Origin of the sequence: Proteus sp. FZP2095 (assembly GCF_023701425.1) — a bacterium.
GTDB classification, from domain to species: domain Bacteria; phylum Pseudomonadota; class Gammaproteobacteria; order Enterobacterales; family Enterobacteriaceae; genus Proteus; species Proteus cibarius.
Map to the genome: position 1 here is coordinate 231,620 of NZ_JAMQBJ010000001.1, position 16,490 is coordinate 248,109.

Genomic DNA, 16,490 nt, shown 5'->3' on the forward strand with positions numbered 1-16,490 from the left:
AATGTTTAAAAGTAGACAAAAGAATATAGAAACGATGTGATATGATTATTTATTAATGAATTTCTTTTATTTTATGAAATGAATATAACTATATTTCGTTTATAAGTAGAATATTGTTTATAAATACGACAGCGAATTTGTTAATAAATGAGTTTGGTAGGTTGTTATATAACGAATATAAAAGTTTTATTTTGATTAAAATAACAACAAATTTATTTTCTAGACAAATAATATAATAATAGAGAATATTTTTATTTATATATTAATATATTGAAAGGCGGTATTACTTAAGCTGAATATAAAAAAGACCACAATAAATGTGGTCTTTTTCAGTATTAGAAAGGTTAGGCCTTTGTCCAACCTTTACGAATAGGATAGGCAAAACAGAGCTGATAGAGCCTTTGTACCCATTTTTGGAGTATATCGCCACCTTTAGACCAGAAGATCTGGCAAAGGCCACAAGAAAGTAGAGCAACGATAAAAGCACCAATCATATCGATTGGCCAATGCACGCCAAGATAGATACGCGCCCAAGCAATAGCAACACCTAAACCGAGCATAATATATCCAATACGTTTGCTGTTATGCCAAAAGAGATAAGCTAAAGCAATGGTGAAAACAAATGTACCATGGTTACTTGGGAATGATGGTGTCGCATCGTGGGCAAGAAAATTGTAACCAATGTTGGTGGCAAAAGGACGTTCATGAGGAGCAATAGCACCAATCATCCAAGAGATAGAAAGTGCGATCCCTAAAGAGACAGCTGCTTTGCATGCTAATGTTCTTTGTTGACTAAGATGGCTTTCACTACCCCATAACCAATAGAACACTAAAGATAACGGAAAAAGATAGACAAGGTACTTAGCAATAACTATCGCCGTACCGATTTCTAAAGGAGATGCCGCAGGTGTTGCATTCATCATTGAAAATACGGCTAAATTGAATTGTTCCAGCAAAGTAGGCTCCATACATGTCGTACTGATAAGCGATGTTTATGATACATAATACGCAAGTTTTTAAGGGTAAATGAGGGAGTAATAGGGGTAAAGTGTTTTTTTCTTATTTAATTGTGCTTTTTTTAAAAGATTTGTCAGTTTTATATCAAACCGAGCTAAAGCACTCTTAAAAAGAGTATTGCGCTTATATTATTGCTCTCACATCATTCTTTTTCTTATCGTCAACGAGGTATAACTTTATGTGGTTCCAGAAAAATATTGTCCTTAATTCAAGGCCAAGAGGATTTCACTTAATTACACAAGCATTGATTCAAGAATTACCAGAGCTAAGACAATATAAAATCGGAATTGCTCATTTTTTTATTCAACATACATCGGCTTCATTAACGATTAATGAAAATGCGGATCCAACAGTGCGAAGTGACTTTGAAAGCTTCTTTAATCAAAGCGTAAAAGAGGATGAAGATTACTATCTTCACAGCTATGAAGGCAGTGATGATATGCCAGCGCATATTAAAAGTAGTTTACTTGGACAAAGTGTTACGGTTCCTATTAGTCAAGGTGAGTTGAATTTAGGAACTTGGCAGGGGATTTATCTTGGTGAACATCGAAATCATGGCGGTAGTCGTCGTATTATCGTAACCTTGCAAGGTGAGTGTTACTAAATTTCAGGCAATAAAAAACCCGACAGCTATTTCACCAAAAGGGTTGAAACTATCGGGCTCCTCAATATTTGGGGACATCAAAGAAAAGCAGTGGCACTAATTCAGACTCCGAGTTAGAAAGAAAGTTCGCAGACTAATGAAAAAAAATAGAATTTTTTTTAGAAAAGAGGAAAAATAAAGAAAAAATAGGGAGTTAAAAAAAGAGAAAGCGCTAAAACATATTGATAAATAAGTTGTTTTAGCGCTTTTGAACTAAATTGAAATACCAAAGTTTTCTTTTGAATAAGCTTCAAAATCTGTGCAACCACCAATATGTTTTTCATCAATAAAAATTTGTGGCACAGTTTCAACTTCTTTTCCGACAGTTTTAGATAAATCAGCTTTTGTAATTCCTTCAGCATGAATATCTACATAGCGGAAATCGAAATCATCAAGTTGTTTAGATAGTTTTTCAGCCAGTTGTTTAGCACGTACACAATATGGGCAACCCGGACGACCAAAAATAACAACAAACATACGACACTCCTTATTGAAGAAATAAAATTCAGGCATAATAGTTTCTATTGGTTGTTACTATGCCCTTTTATTAGGCTAAACAAAAACAGTTATTGCCTTTTAGTGTGATAAATTATACCAATTTGCCGAATAATGAGATAGGACTGCGATACAGCATTTAGCGGAGAAAAAATGGAAAAGCCTTCAAATCGAGATATGAAATCACTGTCAGATATGCCAAAACCCATTATCATCATTGAGATAATCGGTATTATTTTATTAGTGGTTGCTTATCTTTATATCAACCAATATATGACTTCTCCGCAGTGGTTAGGAACGTATACAGGACAATTAACGCTAGTTGTTTTGGGCGTTATCTGCATGATCCCGCCTGCTATCCATATTGTATGGCGTGCTATTTATCGATTAACTTTTTTAGGAATTGATCATAAATCTGCAAAGAGCAAAAAGAAAAAAGAGAATAACGAAGAATAGTTAACTGTTTTTTCTCAAAAATGCATTAGAAACTAAGAAAATCCAATATGTAAATTGGCTTAATTTTCTTAGTTTTTCTATTTATTAGTGCCTTCAAGATAGAAAAAGTGGCAAAATAGCATCAATGCCAACAGGCACTCTTTTTTTTGCGCGTAAAGGTTATTTGAATGAACGCTGTTGTGACTACCGATCTGGATCAGCTAAAGTCTTGGCTTGATGAACTACAGATTGCTTACTATGAATGTGACTCTTGTCAGGCGTTACATTTACCACATCTTCAATATATCAGTGGTATTTTTGATGCCAAAATTGATATTCTTGAGGATGTACTTGTATTTACCGCTATCGCTGAATTAAAACCCTCAGCAATAGTGCCTTTAATGGCTAATCTTAGCCAAATTAATGCAAGCTCTTTATTTATTAAAACATTTCTAGAAATTAGTGATGAGAACTTACCAAAATTAGTTTTCTGCCAATCATTTCCGGTTGCCGCAGGTATTTCACTGAATCAATTCGACCTGTTCTTACAAAAAGCAGAAGAGCAATCTGCTGAAGTCGTTAGCGAAATTTTTAATAACGGTTTCTTGTATGGTGAAAAACAAGAAAGTGAAAACGAAGAAGATGATGAAGACGAAGATGTTGAGATAAATAGCACATCAACCGACTCCTCCTATACTGTACATTAATACTAATCTCCATAACGGTCATAAAATCTTATGCAATGCGCACGATTTAGTGCGGGTGAATGTCATTCTTGTGAATGGCTTTCTCTTGCTTATCCTGAACAAATCAAGAAAAAACAGCACAGTCTATTAGCATTACTTCCAGAAGATTATGCTTTTGATAAATTAGCGCCTGTTGCAAGCCAACAAGCGCAGTTTCGTAATAAAGCAAAGATGGTAGTCAGTGGGAGTGTTGAAAGACCCGTCTTGGGCTTAAAAACTAAAGACGGTATCGCTGTTGATTTATGCGAATGTCCACTATATCCAGTTTCTTTTGTACCCGTGTTTTCTATTTTGAAAATATTTATTGCAAAAGCAGGGCTAGTACCTTACGACATTGAACGCCGCCGTGGTGAACTCAAGTTTATTTTATTAACTGAAAGCCGAAGTAATAACACCATGATGTTGCGCTTTGTTTTGCGTTCAGAAAAAAAACTAGAACAACTTCGTAAAGCACTTCCTTGGTTACAAGAGCAATTGCCTCAATTAGCGGTTATCTCTGTTAATATTCAACCTGTGCATATGGCTATTTTGGAAGGTGAACAGGAAATTATTCTGACAGAAAAAACGTTCTTGGATGAATCATTTAACCAAATTCCATTGCATATTCGGCCTAGAGGTTTTTTTCAAACCAATCCAGCGGTAGCTTCATCACTTTATGCTACAGCCGGTCGTTGGGTAAGAGAATTAAATATCACGCATTTGTGGGATATGTTTTGTGGCTCAGGGGGCTTTGGGTTGCATTGCGCGGATAAATCAACCCAATTAACAGGTATTGAAATTAGTCCTGAAGCTATTGAATGTGCACGTTTATCAGCTCAGGAATTAGGGTTAGAGCATGTCGAGTTTCAAGCATTAGATTCAACAGGTTATGCCTTAGCTAAAGAGTCTGTTCCTGAGTTAGTGCTTGTTAATCCACCAAGGCGAGGTATTGGTGAGGCATTGTGCGATTATCTCAATAAAATGAAACCTCGCTTTATCCTTTACTCAAGTTGTAATGCTCAAACGATGGCAAAAGATATTCAGCAACTTTCTCACTATCGAATAGATAGAGTGCAGTTGTTTGATATGTTTCCTCATACTTCCCATTATGAAGTCCTTACGTTATTGGTATTACAAGACAGCTAAGATATTTATTACAAAATAGTGATTGAGTGTTAGTATAAATCAGCATTTAACGCTCGATGGATAACATCGGGCGTTTTCTTTTTTATTAGATGGGCATTCTATTTTATGCAGAATTTAAAAGCGTTGTTATTAGTGATGGTGTTATTGGGGCCTTTGGGGATCGATCTCTATTTACCGACGATACCTGCGATTGCCCAAGATTTAGGGAGCTGTATATCCCTTATTCAATCTACTATTGCTTTATTTATTTTAGTCTTAGGTGTAGGGCAACTTATATCGGGGCCTTTGGTGGATAAGTTTGGTCGTAAACCTATCGCTATCGCTGGGATCTTTATCTATATTGTGGGTTCTATCATAGCAACGATTTCGACAGACTCAGCGCTTTTTATTATTTCACGATTATTACAAGCTTCAGCGGTGTGTTGTACTTCCGTTGTGGCGTTTACCTGCGTTCGTGACTGTTTTAATGGTAATGAAGCTGCCCGTGTTTTCGGTTTTCTAAATGGTACACTCAATATCATTCCTGCATTGGCGCCACTATTAGGTGGATTATTGGCAGAGTATTGGGGATGGAGAGCACCTTTCGGGTTCTTAATTTTCTATTCAGTGTTTGTATTAATCTTGATCACCCGTTTTTTACCAGAAACAAAGCCTGAAAATACAACTCAATCAAAGCAAAAATTAGGTAAAACATACTTTGAGATTTTATGCAGTAAACGCTTTTTGACTTTTGCTTTAGTGAATGCGGGCACAATGGGAATGGCATTAACTTATGTATCATTTGCTCCAATTGTATTAATGAATGATGCGAAACTATCAGCACTGATTTTTTCTATTGTTTTTGGTGTAAATGGCTTTTGGATAATGTTTGTCAGTTTTTATGCAAACCGCGTTATTCACCGTGTTGGTAGACCTATTTGTTTGATTTTAGGGAGCGGGTTAATGGTATTAGGCTGTGTGAGTTTGTTAGGTAGCTTGATATTTTTCCCTGCTGAATTACAAAATCATTGGTTGATTTATATGTTGCCTGTCGCAAGTGCTTGCGCTGGTCTTGCTTTTATTATGGGGCCTGCGACAAGTTATGCTCTTGAGCCTTATTCACAAACGGCAGGTATTGCCTCTGCATTAGTGGGTTTTATTCAGATGGCGGGTGGTGCAGCCTTTGGTTTAACAGCACTGGCTTCACCAGTGCAACCTAAATTAGCGTTAGCAATTGTGATGTTATTGGGCAGTTTATTAGCATTGAATGCTTATCGAGTAAGCCACAAAGAAGCGCTAATAGAAAAACAGGCTACGCAAGAATAGAACATATATTTATTGTTTATTCAAACATAAAAAAAACACCCCAGAGTGAAAAATACTGGGGTGTTTTTACATTGACAGTTTGGCTCACTCGTTTTTAATTACGATGCTCAAACTCTAACGCTTTCTTCTCAATTAATCGCATTAAGAGTGTCAGTATTCCGTTGATACACAGATAAATAATACCTGCTGCTACAAAAACCATCACATCATAGCTTTGACCAAAGACTTGTCGGCTATAACCTGTTAATTCAAGTAAGGTGATAGTACTGGCAAGTGAGGTACTTTTGAATATCAAAACTACTTCGTTTGAATATGATGAAAGCGCACGTTTAAATGCGTAAGGTAATATCACTCTTGCTGTTTGTACTGGTGACATTCCTAATGCTTGGCAAGATTGCCATTGTCCAGAAGGAATAGCTCTTACAGCACCATAAAAAAGCAAGGTTGAATAAGCTGCACTATTTAATGCTAATGTAACCATCGCACAGAACCACGGCGTTGATAATAACTCCCACATTGTTGGGAAGTTTTTCAACACAGGAAATTGCCCTGGACCATAATAGATTAAGAAGAACTGCACCAATAAAGGCGTACCCGTAAATAAGGTAATGTAGGCTTTGACTATTTGGCTAATGATAGGTGTTTTGAGTGCCAAAACAAAAGTCATTAAAACTGAAAGTGTAAATGCAACCAATAGAGCCACGACTGTTAAAGACAGGCTTGTTGGTAATCCCGGTAAAATATCAACAATATAATCCCACATTATGAGGCACTCCGTTCAAATCGAGTCGTTCTCATTTCTAACCATTTCAGGATATATTGACTGACCAAAGTAATTGCCAAATAAATCAATGCAACAATGCTATACCAAGTAAAAGGCTCTTGAGTTCGGTTAGCAATACTTTGTGTTTGTAACATTAAATCATTAACACTGATTAATGAGACTAAAGCGGTATCTTTTAATAAAACTAACCACTGATTACCTAAACCCGGTAAAGCATGACGCCACATTTGAGGCATAATGAAGCGGAAGAAAATAGTAATACGGCCCATACCTAATGCTTGGCCGGCTTCCCATTGTCCTGTTGGTACTGCTTTTAATGCACCACGTAAAGTTTGCGAAGCATAAGAAGCATAAAGAAGTGAAAGAGCGATAACACCGCAATAGAAAGGTAATGATTCAGTATCACCAAAATCAACTTGTAAGGTGAAAGCTCCGAGATCAATTCCATCCATTAGCATCATGACACCTTGTAGGGTGCCATAATAGACAAAAAGAACCACCAGCATTTCTGGTAGTCCTCTAATTAGTGTTACCCAGCATGTTCCTAAGAAAGCAAAGGCTTTCCATCTCGCGGATTCCCAAGCTGTAAACAGCATGGCTAGAATTAATCCGAGGATAAGAGCAGAAATAGCAAGTGAGACCGTTGTGACGGCCGCACCTGCTAGAGTTGTTATTTCATTCATCTATTAAGCTATTATTGTTATTCAAACCATTTTTTATAAATGACATCATAGGTGCCATCAGCTTTTACTTCAGCTAATGCTTTGTTTAATTTATCTTGTAAATCAGCATTACCTTTTCTTACTGCGATCGCAAGGCCTGTACCAAAGTAGTTAGGATCTGCAACTTTGTCGCCTACAATACCTAATTCAGGATTCTTTTTCAGCCATTCATTAACAACCGCAGTGTCACCAAAGATAGCTTCGATACGACCATTTTTAAGGTCTAATACCGCATTTTGATAACTGTCATAAGGAACAGTTTTCATCTCTTTGTGTTGTTCATTGATGAATTTCTGATGGGTTGTCCCATTTTGCACACCAATTTGTTTGCCTTTTAGGCTCGCTACATCAGAAATCTTACCGGTTACTGTGATAAATACTGCTGAGTTATCATAGTAAGAATCGGTGAAATCAACTTGTTTTTGACGCTCTGGCGTAATATCAATACCCGCCATTAACGCTTCAAAACGACGGAATTTCAGACTAGGAATTAAACTATCAAATGACTGATTGGTAAAGGTACAATCAGCATTAATTTTTGCACACATTGCATTTGCTAAATCAACATCAAATCCCACAATTTGATTATTCGCATCAATCATTTCAAATGGAGGATATGTTGCTTCAGTTGCAAAACGAATTGTCTCTTTCTCAGCCGCAGTTGCAGAAAGTGTAATACTGGTCAGAAGTGCTGCAAATAATATTTTTTTCATTGTCTGATCCTGATTTAGTGTGACAAGTAATTAGCAAAAGCTTCCGTTTGTGGAGCAGTGAAATGATGGTTATCACCTTGCTCTATAATACGGCCGTTTTCCATATATACAACTTTGCTCGCGGCTTTGCGTGCAATTTCAACTTCATGGGTCACAATGACTTGTGTAATACCCGTTTCAGATAGCTCTTTAATAATATCAACAACTTGAGCTGTAATTTCAGGATCTAATGCTGCCGTAGGTTCATCAAATAAGAGAACTTGAGGCTCCATCATTAATGCTCTTGCAATAGCAACACGTTGTTGTTGTCCTCCAGATAAATGCAGAGGAAAACGTCCTGCGTAATCACTCAAACGTAAACGCTCAAGCAATTTCATCGCTTTTTCTTTGGCTTGCGGTTTTGATAAACCTAATACACGACAAGGTGCTTCAATTAAATTATCAAGAACCGTTAAATGTGGCCATAAATTGTATTGTTGAAATACCATACCCACATTTTGGCGTAATGAACGAATTGCCTTTGCGTTAGGCTGTTGGCTAAAGTCAAAATGCAGACCCGCAATTTCTAATTCGCCTGAACGTGGCATTTCTAATAAATTAAGAACTCTCATTAATGAGCTCTTACCTGCACCACTTGGTCCTAATAGAACCATCGTTTCACCAGCTGAGCATTCTAGATTAATATCATAGAGTGCTTGGTGCGAACCGTAGAAACAATTTATGTTTTTTAATTGAATACTCATGCGTTTTTTCTGAATAGTCATTAACTGGTTCAAATAATAAAACGGTAAGAATAATTATGCAACTAAAACTGCATAATAAAGTGGTTTTTTTACGTAAAAATGGGTAATTCGGCTATTTTTTTTCACTGCCAGGTGAATTTTTATCCAGTTTGTAAGCGTTAGTACTTATTATTTTAGCCATACCTTTGAAAATAAATAAGTGCGCAGGCATCATGGCAAACCAATAAAGCAATCCACTAAAACCTGCTGGGTGCCACCAAGCGCGAACATCTATTGAGCGAAGATTACCACTGTCGTGGATCGTGAAAGAAAGTCTGCCTAAACCGGGAGCTTTCATTCCAAATAATAGTGTGAGCTGTTTTTCTGGCTCTAGTTTGATTACTCGCCAACCATCAATCATGTCGCCAAGCTCTAACGTTTCTCTGGAAGGGCGTCCGTATGTGACTTTATTTCCAACAATATCGTCCATAATGGCGCGAGTTTTCCATAGCGCATTACCATAAAAATAGCCCTGTTCTCCGCCGATTTGTTGTACTGTACGCCAAAGAGATGCCGCGCTTGCTGGTGTAGATACTGTACAACCTGCATTTTTGGGGTAATAACCATAACCGGGTTTCCAGCGACTACGAACAGCCGGAGAGTAACCCCAGTCTTGGTTGTCTAAAGCGGCTTCTTCATCTGCGAGTGTTTCTTGTACTGCTTCATCAAATTTAATGAGAGTTTGAGGAATAAGTTTACGTAATGGCTCATCGTTGGCTGGGAGATCGTATTTAAGCCCTTGAATAAGCTCTTTAGCAATAGAGGTTGGTACAGAGGTTATCATACTGATAAAACCCGCAGAAATAAGACTACCCGGCATAGGTAGCGGGATCAGCACTCGCTTTTTACCTGAGATCTTAATAAAGCGCTCAAAAAGGGTTTGATAACTAATGTATTCAGGACCACCTGCATCAAAAATACGATGTTGATGAGTGGGATGATGAATAATTTCAGTTAAATAGTGAATTAAGTTTTTGAGAGCAATAGGGGAGGATTTAGAACGAACCCAACGTGGTGGTGTAAGAATGGGAAGGTTATAAACCATATCACGCATAATCTCAAAGGCAGCAGAGCCGGGACCAACAATCATTGAGGTACGAATTTCAGTCACAGGAATAGTGCTGGTTCTTAACACTTCACCTGTAAGTTTTCGGGCAATAAGATGAGGGGAATATTGTTGATCTTCATGTTGTAAGGCACTTAAAAAGATAATTTGTTTAACATCGGTGCCTTCTAACGCTTCTACAACGTTAATTGCTGCTTTACGCTCTTGTTCAACTAAATTATGTGCATCACCCATACTATGAACAAGGTAATAAACGATATCAGTATCATGCATTACTTTGTTTAAGGTTTCTGGATCATGTAAATCAACAAAGATACAGCGCGTATTTTCCCAACCTTGAGACATCATCCAGTCAACTCTACGGGCACCAGCGGTGACCTGATGACCTTGTTTTATCAGAGCTGGAATAAGATTTTGACCAATATGTCCACTTGCACCAAGTACTAATACACGCTGTTGATTCATTGTTAATCCATTGTAAAAAGAGAACGTTATCGTTCTATTGTTACTGATTTTTCTATGAAGTAAAGAACGCCATCAAGATTGGTGTGATTAAACTTAAAACGAATCCATGCACAATAGCCGCAGGAACGATGGATACACCACCACTTCTTTGTAAAACAGGCAAGGTAAAGTCCATAGATGTTGAACCACAAATCCCTAATGCTGTATTTCTATAACGATTAACAATAATAGGAATAAGCATGATTGCCGCTAACTCACGCATTAAGTCATTGAAAAATGCAGTACTACCAATAACGGGGCCAAATGCATCGGTAAGCACAATACCTGATAATGAATACCACCCATAACCGGATGCAATGGCTAATCCCATTTTCATCGGTAATCCTAGTAAGTAAGCCGCTAAAGCTCCCCCAGCAAGTGCGCTACCCCCCATAACGACGGCAACAGTTGTTCCACGACGGTTGATAAGAATTTGCTTTGGGCTCATTCCACTATTGCGTAATTGTAAACCGACCAACCAAAGTAAGAAGATAAGTGCGCCTTGGCTGGCATGAGAGGCATAATGAAAAATTGACCAGCCTGTTAAACCGACAAAGAAACCTACAACAACGACACCGCATAACTGCAGTGATTCAAGTACCATTTTTATGCGAGAAGGAGGTTTGGACTGTTTATGGGCAGGGACATGCCAAGGATCTTTTTTATCCAGTAGCCATAAAAATAGTAAATTGGCGCCAAAGGTACATAAAAAGAAAACACTGGCATAAGAAAGAATTGAGACTAAGTTTTCGCCAATATTATCTAGCATGGCTAAACTTACGCCCATTAGAAATAGGATAACGTAAACCATCGCGCTAAGTAGGCGGTTTGCCAAATGAAGTAATGGGCGATTGTTTAACTTAATCAAATACCCTACAAAAAGCGGAAGTAGGATAATCAATAACCCTGATAGCATTTCTATTCCTTACTGAGTGTGCTCAAATTATAAAATAAACTAATAACGTGATTAGGATTATAACATTTACTTATTATGTTGTGGATACAGAAATTAAGATAAGCCTAAAATATTTATTAAAGGTAACGAGCCTACCACGTTTAGGTGTAAGTGACTTTAATTGATTGAAAAGCGAACAAAATGGGTATATATCGAATAGTTGAGTAAATTTTATTACGGCTATCTTGAACTGTGATTTAATGAAAATATCCATTAAGTGAAATTATTAGCTGATTAAGCATAAAATGCAGATAGGAAGAATAAAATAAAACCATAGCTTAGTCGTAACTAACGAGGGAATTTATGTATTTAGAAAGAGTGGAAATAGTTGGATTCCGTGGACTTAATCGTCTTTCATTACCTCTTGATATGAATACAGTCTTAGTGGGTGAAAATGCGTGGGGTAAAAGTTCATTACTTGATGCGTTAACACTCAGTTTGGGTATTGAAACCTATCAATATGCATTTACCCCTGATGATTTCCATCGTTTGCCGAATGAGCCGGAAGAAAATGGCAAAAAAAGCCTACAAATTATTTTAACATTTACCGAATCTCGCCCTGGACGTCATCGATCTTACCGTTTCCATAAAATAGCGCCTGTGTGGGTCGAAAATGGTGATGATCTTAAACATATCTATTACCGGATCAGTGCTGAATTAGATGAGCAGAAGAATGTAAAAACATTCCGCTATTTTCTTGATAAAGAAGGAAAGCAAATTCGTTTGCTTAATGGACAAACTCAAGAGATTATTGCAGAGATTGTTAGACTTTATCCTGTACTTCGCTTACAAGATGCGCGTTTTGTTCGTGATCTTGCTTCCGATGTTATCGATTCTCATAATAATCCTCATCGAGAAGCGTTTAATAATAAAATGAGCGAGTTAACCAAAGCCTTAGTCAAAAATCCTGATGAATTATCAGATGAGGATTTACGTGAAGGGCTGGATGCAATGCAACAGTTATTAGGGCACTACTTTGCAGATCATGGCTCGTTATTGTTTAAATCACGAACTCGGCATCGAAAAGTCAATGAGCCTCATGTTCGTGGCTGGCATGCTTTAGAAAATATTAATAAAGTGTTGGCAAAACCTAATCAGAGAAGTATTCGATTAATAATCTTGGGGATGTTTTCTTCTATCTTGCAGTCTCGTGGTAGTGTCGCGCTCGATCCTTATGCAAGACCTATCGTGATTGTTGAAAACCCAGAAACACGTTTGCATCCTATTATGCTTTCGGTGGCTTGGGGATTACTCAATCTTTTTTCATTACAACGGATCACAACCACAAACTCAGGTGAGTTGCTGTCACTTGCTCCATTAGAGAGCGTTTGCCGTTTAGTACGTGATACCGATAAAGTCGCTGCTTACCGCGTAGGGGATCAGCAACTTCATTCTGATGAAGAGCGACGTATCTCTTTTCATATTCGTTATAACCGACCTTCTGCGTTATTTGCACGTTGTTGGTTATTGGTCGAAGGTGAAACAGAGATTTGGTTAATGAACGAATTGGCAAGACAATGTAATTATTTCTTTGAAGCGGAAGGAATAAAAGTCATTGAGTTTGCTCAATGTGGACTTAAGCCATTATTAAAGTACGCAACCTATATGGGTATAGAATGGCATACCTTAGTGGATGGTGATGAAGCAGGTAAGAAATATGCCGCTACCGTTAAGGATTTTGCGTTAAAAAGCAATGACGCAGAGCGTGATAGATTAACGAAGCTTCCTGCATTAGATATGGAACATTTTTTATACAAAGAAGGTTTTCGTAATGTATATCATGATGTTGCAGGTGTGCCAGATAATGAAAAATGGCCAACTCGACGCGTGATCATTAAAGCTATTCAACGTTCATCCAAGCCTGATCTAGCACTAACGGTGGCTAACAATGCAGCTCAACGTGGAGTAGATTCCATCCCATCCATACTGAAAAGTATGTTTTCTCGTGTGGCATGGCTTGCAAGAGGTAAGGCGAATTAATTCGCAACACTTGTATAAGCAAGATAAATTCACGAGATCTACACTTATTTTATTTAGCTATGAGAATAAAGTCTCATAGCTAATGCTTTGTATGATTTATCGCATCTTTATGTTTAGAAGGAAATTTTATGGCTTTTTTATCTTTAAAAAAGCGAGGGGGAATGTTTACCCTTATTTTAGTTGTTGCCGCAATCGCTACGTATTTTGTTTGGCCAAAAGAGAAGGCACCAATATATCAAACACAACAGATCACAAGAGGTGTTCTGTCTAAAGAAGTCACTGCAACGGGTAAGCTTGATGCAGTGCGTAAAGTTGATGTGGGTGCGCAGGTCAGTGGCCAGTTACAAACTTTGTTTGTGAAAGAGGGCGATGTAGTTAAAAAGGGTGATTTGTTAGCGATTATTGATCCTAAGAAAGCGCAAAACGAAGTCACTGAATCGCAGGAAACCAACAATGAGCTTAGAGCAAACCTTCAACAAGCACAGGCAGAATTGCGTTTAGCTCAATTAACTTATCAACGCCAATTAAAGCTCATTGGCACTCATGCAATTGCACAAGATGAACTTGATCGTACTAAAACGGATGTTGAAGTTAAAAAAGCACGCATCATCACTTATCAAGCACAAATTAAAAAGAACCAAGCTACACTAGATACGGCGAGAACTAACCTGCAATATACACGGATAACCGCGCCTATGGATGGAGTTGTCACTTTTATTAAAACCCTTGAAGGCCAGACGGTGATTGCTGCGCAAGAAGCACCGACTATTTTAACACTAGCTGATTTAGACACGATGCTGGTAAAAGCAGAAGTATCAGAAGCTGATGTCATTTATTTAAAGCCTGAGCTTAGTGCTTCTTTTACGGTTTTAGGTGCGCCCGATAAAGCGTTCAGCGGTAAGTTGAAAGATATCCTACCTACACCCGAAAAAATTAATGACGCTATTTTTTACTATGCCCGTTTTGAAGTACCTAATGAACAGCATTTATTACGTTTACAAATGACAGCGCAAGTTAAAATTCTTATCGAAAATAAGAAAGATGTGCTTCTTGTTCCGCTTTCTGTATTAGGTGATGATGCAGGAATTAATGAATATTATGTTGATGTATTAGTTAATGGTCAGCCAGAAAAACGCACAGTAAAAATAGGCATGCGTACTGATGTTTATGCAGAAGTTCTCAGCGGATTAAAAGAAAACGATGAGGTTATTCTGGGTGAAACTTCAGGAGAAGCATGATGCCTGCATTATTAGAGCTCAATGAGGTTAGTCGTTTATATACCAATGGTGAAGAGGAAACCATTGTTCTCAATAAAGTCTCATTAACGATTAATGCAGGGGAAATGGTAGCGATTATTGGCGCTTCTGGCTCTGGTAAATCGACGTTGATGAATATTTTAGGCTGCTTAGATAAACCAAGTAGCGGTGAATATAAAGTTGCAGGTCAAAGTGTTGCGAAAATGGAAGGTGACCAACTTGCTGCATTACGCCGTGAGCATTTTGGTTTTATCTTCCAGCGCTACCATTTGATGTCCCATTTAACTGCAGAGCAAAATGTCGAAATTCCTGCGATTTACGCAGATAAAAATGCTACCCAAAGAAAAGAAAGAGCTCGCGAATTATTAACGCGCTTAGGATTAGGTGATCGCGTTGATTATCGCCCTAATCAACTTTCTGGTGGTCAGCAACAGCGTGTAAGTATTGCGAGAGCGTTGATGAATGGTGGCGAGGTCATTCTTGCTGATGAGCCAACAGGTGCATTGGATAGCCATTCTGGTAAAGAAGTTATGTCTATTCTTAAGCAACTCAATGAGCAAGGGCATACGGTGATTATCGTAACCCATGATCCTGTGATTGCGGCACAGGCTGAGCGCATTATAGAGATAAAAGACGGTAAAATTATTAATGATAATTTCCATCAAACAACGGCAAGTAAAGTTAAAAAAGAGACAACACCTGTTTTAACGTCTTCTTATTTGGGGCAAATATTTGGGCGTTTTACACAAGCATTAGATATGGCTTGGCGTGCAATGGTGGTGAACAAAGTACGCACTCTGCTAACGATGCTTGGTATTATTATTGGTATTGCCTCTGTCGTTACGATTATTGTGATTGGTGATGCAGCTAAAAGCATGGTGCTGGCAGATATAAAAGCGATTGGCTCTAATACTATTGATATCTATCCCGGAAAAGATTTTGGGAGTGATTCACCGGAAGATAGACAATCATTAACACTGCAAGATGTTTTCGCTTTAAAGCAACAATCTTATGTACAAGCTGTTACACCACAAGTTCAATTTAGTACTCGATTACGCCGTGGAAACCAAGATTCACCGGCATCTGTTGCGGGAGTGAGTGACGACTATTTCACTGTATATGCCATGAAGTTTTCGCAAGGCCGCTCGTTTACACCTGATATGATCCAACGACAAGCTCAAGTTGTTGTTATTGATGAAAATACGCGTCAACGATTCTTTCCTACCAAAAAAGAGGTTATTGGTGAACAAATCATTATTCGCAATATTCCCTCTACAATTGTTGGCGTCATTGCTGAGAAAAAATCGGCATTTGGTAATGGTCAATCCCTCAAAGTATGGGTGCCTTACAGCACATTAAATAGTCGTATTTTAAATCGAAGCTATCTTGATAGTATTACAGTAAGAGCAACTGAAGGTTATGACGCCAGTGTTGCAGAACAACAAATTATTCGTTTATTAACGATTAGGCACGGTAAAAAAGATATTTTTACTTATAACCTTGATAGCTTTATTAAGGCTGCCGAAAGTACTACTCAAACAATGCAACTATTTCTCACTTTAGTAGCCGTTATTTCATTAGTGGTAGGTGGAATTGGTGTAATGAATATTATGCTGGTTTCAGTAACAGAAAGAACGCGAGAAATTGGTATTAGAATGGCTGTTGGTGCTAGAGCGAGTGATGTGATGCAACAATTCCTTATCGAGTCTGTATTAGTTTGTTTAGTCGGAGGAACACTAGGAATTGGCCTTTCATTTGGTATCGCTATGGTGGCAAGTATTATGTTGCCTGATTGGCATTTTGTATTCCAGCCTATTGCATTAGTGAGTGCTTTTGTTTGTTCAACGGCCATTGGGGTTATTTTTGGATTTTTACCAGCAAGAAGTGCAGCAAAAATGAACCCAATAGATGCCCTAGCGAGAGAATAATCCAAACTATAAGATAAAAGCCCTTAAAATATAA

General features: G+C 37.9%; 16 protein-coding genes. 8 read left to right on the top strand and 8 right to left on the bottom strand.

Going from position 1 to position 16,490, the window contains the following annotated elements; genetic code table 11:
- Positions 1-344 precede the first annotated feature (344 nt).
- Positions 345-956, bottom strand: coding sequence for an undecaprenyl-diphosphate phosphatase (gene ybjG / locus NBG71_RS01060; protein WP_250916461.1), 612 nt, complete (start codon positions 954-956; stop codon positions 345-347).
- A gap of 239 nt (positions 957-1,195) precedes the next feature.
- On the opposite strand from ybjG, the gene NBG71_RS01065 reads away from it, so the two are divergent.
- Positions 1,196-1,621: a secondary thiamine-phosphate synthase enzyme YjbQ gene (locus tag NBG71_RS01065; protein ID WP_075672493.1), complete on the top strand. Its 426-nt coding sequence runs from the start codon at positions 1,196-1,198 to the stop codon at positions 1,619-1,621.
- A 252-nt stretch (positions 1,622-1,873) separates the two neighbouring features.
- Here the strand turns inward: NBG71_RS01065 and NBG71_RS01070 are convergent, their stop codons facing one another.
- Entirely contained in the window at positions 1,874-2,137 is a 264-nt protein-coding gene (locus NBG71_RS01070; RefSeq protein ID WP_075672491.1) for a GrxA family glutaredoxin, read from the bottom strand.
- 171 nt (positions 2,138-2,308) lie between these two features.
- Between NBG71_RS01070 and NBG71_RS01075 the strand changes: the two genes are divergently transcribed.
- The 4 genes from NBG71_RS01075 to NBG71_RS01090 all read left to right on the top strand — a co-directional run bounded on the left by NBG71_RS01075 (position 2,309) and on the right by NBG71_RS01090 (position 5,766).
- A complete protein-coding gene (locus NBG71_RS01075; RefSeq protein WP_098943766.1) occupies positions 2,309-2,611 on the top strand; it encodes a YbjC family protein in 303 nt (100 codons plus the stop codon).
- Positions 2,612-2,778: 167 nt separating this feature from the next.
- The gene (locus NBG71_RS01080; protein ID WP_075672487.1) at positions 2,779-3,297 is read left to right on the top strand and encodes a type III secretion system chaperone family protein; all 519 of its coding nucleotides are present in this window, start codon (positions 2,779-2,781) and stop codon (positions 3,295-3,297) included.
- A 30-nt stretch (positions 3,298-3,327) separates the two neighbouring features.
- The gene (rlmC, locus tag NBG71_RS01085) at positions 3,328-4,461 is read left to right on the top strand and encodes a 23S rRNA (uracil(747)-C(5))-methyltransferase RlmC (RefSeq protein WP_075672485.1); all 1,134 of its coding nucleotides are present in this window, start codon (positions 3,328-3,330) and stop codon (positions 4,459-4,461) included.
- A gap of 105 nt (positions 4,462-4,566) precedes the next feature.
- A complete protein-coding gene (locus NBG71_RS01090) occupies positions 4,567-5,766 on the top strand; it encodes a multidrug effflux MFS transporter (protein ID WP_250916462.1) in 1,200 nt (399 codons plus the stop codon).
- 94 nt (positions 5,767-5,860) lie between these two features.
- Here NBG71_RS01090 and artM read toward each other — a convergent pair whose 3' ends face one another.
- From artM to NBG71_RS01120, 6 genes are all read right to left on the bottom strand, one after another.
- Positions 5,861-6,529 (bottom strand): arginine ABC transporter permease ArtM, encoded by a 669-nt coding sequence (gene artM, locus NBG71_RS01095; RefSeq protein ID WP_196563744.1) that lies wholly within the window; start codon positions 6,527-6,529, stop codon positions 5,861-5,863.
- Positions 6,529-7,233, bottom strand: a complete 705-nt coding sequence (gene artQ, locus NBG71_RS01100; RefSeq protein WP_075672479.1) for an arginine ABC transporter permease ArtQ — start codon at positions 7,231-7,233, stop codon at positions 6,529-6,531. The genes artM and artQ overlap by 1 nt, the downstream gene beginning before the upstream one ends.
- A gap of 17 nt (positions 7,234-7,250) precedes the next feature.
- The gene (artJ, locus tag NBG71_RS01105) at positions 7,251-7,985 is read right to left on the bottom strand and encodes an arginine ABC transporter substrate-binding protein (protein ID WP_023581291.1); all 735 of its coding nucleotides are present in this window, start codon (positions 7,983-7,985) and stop codon (positions 7,251-7,253) included.
- Between the two features lie 14 nt (positions 7,986-7,999).
- Positions 8,000-8,728 carry an arginine ABC transporter ATP-binding protein ArtP gene (artP, locus tag NBG71_RS01110; protein ID WP_075672552.1) on the bottom strand — a complete coding sequence of 243 codons (729 nt, stop codon included), beginning with the start codon at positions 8,726-8,728 and terminating at the stop codon, positions 8,000-8,002.
- Between the two features lie 112 nt (positions 8,729-8,840).
- Complete coding sequence (locus NBG71_RS01115; protein WP_250916463.1) at positions 8,841-10,298, bottom strand: DUF2867 domain-containing protein; 1,458 nt, start codon at positions 10,296-10,298, stop codon at positions 8,841-8,843.
- 52 nt (positions 10,299-10,350) lie between these two features.
- Positions 10,351-11,253 (bottom strand): LysO family transporter, encoded by a 903-nt coding sequence (locus NBG71_RS01120; protein WP_250916464.1) that lies wholly within the window; start codon positions 11,251-11,253, stop codon positions 10,351-10,353.
- Between the two features lie 342 nt (positions 11,254-11,595).
- Between NBG71_RS01120 and NBG71_RS01125 the strand changes: the two genes are divergently transcribed.
- The 3 genes from NBG71_RS01125 (at position 11,596) to macB (ending at position 16,456) form a co-directional block, all read left to right on the top strand.
- On the top strand, positions 11,596-13,272 hold the full coding sequence (locus NBG71_RS01125) for an ATP-dependent nuclease (protein ID WP_250916465.1): 1,677 nt from the start codon (positions 11,596-11,598) through the stop codon (positions 13,270-13,272).
- 128 nt (positions 13,273-13,400) lie between these two features.
- A complete protein-coding gene (gene macA / locus NBG71_RS01130; protein ID WP_250916466.1) occupies positions 13,401-14,510 on the top strand; it encodes a macrolide transporter subunit MacA in 1,110 nt (369 codons plus the stop codon).
- Positions 14,510-16,456, top strand: coding sequence for a macrolide ABC transporter ATP-binding protein/permease MacB (gene macB, locus NBG71_RS01135; RefSeq protein WP_250916830.1), 1,947 nt, complete (start codon positions 14,510-14,512; stop codon positions 16,454-16,456). Before macA ends, macB begins: the two co-directional genes overlap by 1 nt.
- Positions 16,457-16,490 lie beyond the last annotated feature (34 nt).

Excerpts from the sequence above, each read along its gene's own strand:
- macA (WP_250916466.1), top strand. The coding sequence starts at position 13,401 with ATGGCTTTTTTATCTTTAAAAAAGCGAGGGGGAATGTTTACCCTTATT.
- NBG71_RS01075 (WP_098943766.1), top strand. The coding sequence starts at position 2,309 with ATGGAAAAGCCTTCAAATCGAGATATGAAATCACTGTCAGATATGCCA.
- NBG71_RS01090 (WP_250916462.1), top strand. The coding sequence starts at position 4,567 with ATGCAGAATTTAAAAGCGTTGTTATTAGTGATGGTGTTATTGGGGCCT.
- artM (WP_196563744.1), bottom strand. The coding sequence starts at position 6,529 with ATGTGGGATTATATTGTTGATATTTTACCGGGATTACCAACAAGCCTG.
- artJ (WP_023581291.1), bottom strand. The coding sequence starts at position 7,985 with ATGAAAAAAATATTATTTGCAGCACTTCTGACCAGTATTACACTTTCT.
- macB (WP_250916830.1), top strand. The coding sequence starts at position 14,510 with ATGCCTGCATTATTAGAGCTCAATGAGGTTAGTCGTTTATATACCAAT.
- artP (WP_075672552.1), bottom strand. The coding sequence starts at position 8,728 with ATGAGTATTCAATTAAAAAACATAAATTGTTTCTACGGTTCGCACCAA.
- NBG71_RS01080 (WP_075672487.1), top strand. The coding sequence starts at position 2,779 with ATGAACGCTGTTGTGACTACCGATCTGGATCAGCTAAAGTCTTGGCTT.
- NBG71_RS01125 (WP_250916465.1), top strand. The coding sequence starts at position 11,596 with ATGTATTTAGAAAGAGTGGAAATAGTTGGATTCCGTGGACTTAATCGT.
- NBG71_RS01065 (WP_075672493.1), top strand. The coding sequence starts at position 1,196 with ATGTGGTTCCAGAAAAATATTGTCCTTAATTCAAGGCCAAGAGGATTT.
- NBG71_RS01070 (WP_075672491.1), bottom strand. The coding sequence starts at position 2,137 with ATGTTTGTTGTTATTTTTGGTCGTCCGGGTTGCCCATATTGTGTACGT.
- rlmC (WP_075672485.1), top strand. The coding sequence starts at position 3,328 with ATGCAATGCGCACGATTTAGTGCGGGTGAATGTCATTCTTGTGAATGG.
- artQ (WP_075672479.1), bottom strand. The coding sequence starts at position 7,233 with ATGAATGAAATAACAACTCTAGCAGGTGCGGCCGTCACAACGGTCTCA.
- NBG71_RS01120 (WP_250916464.1), bottom strand. The coding sequence starts at position 11,253 with ATGCTATCAGGGTTATTGATTATCCTACTTCCGCTTTTTGTAGGGTAT.
- NBG71_RS01115 (WP_250916463.1), bottom strand. The coding sequence starts at position 10,298 with ATGAATCAACAGCGTGTATTAGTACTTGGTGCAAGTGGACATATTGGT.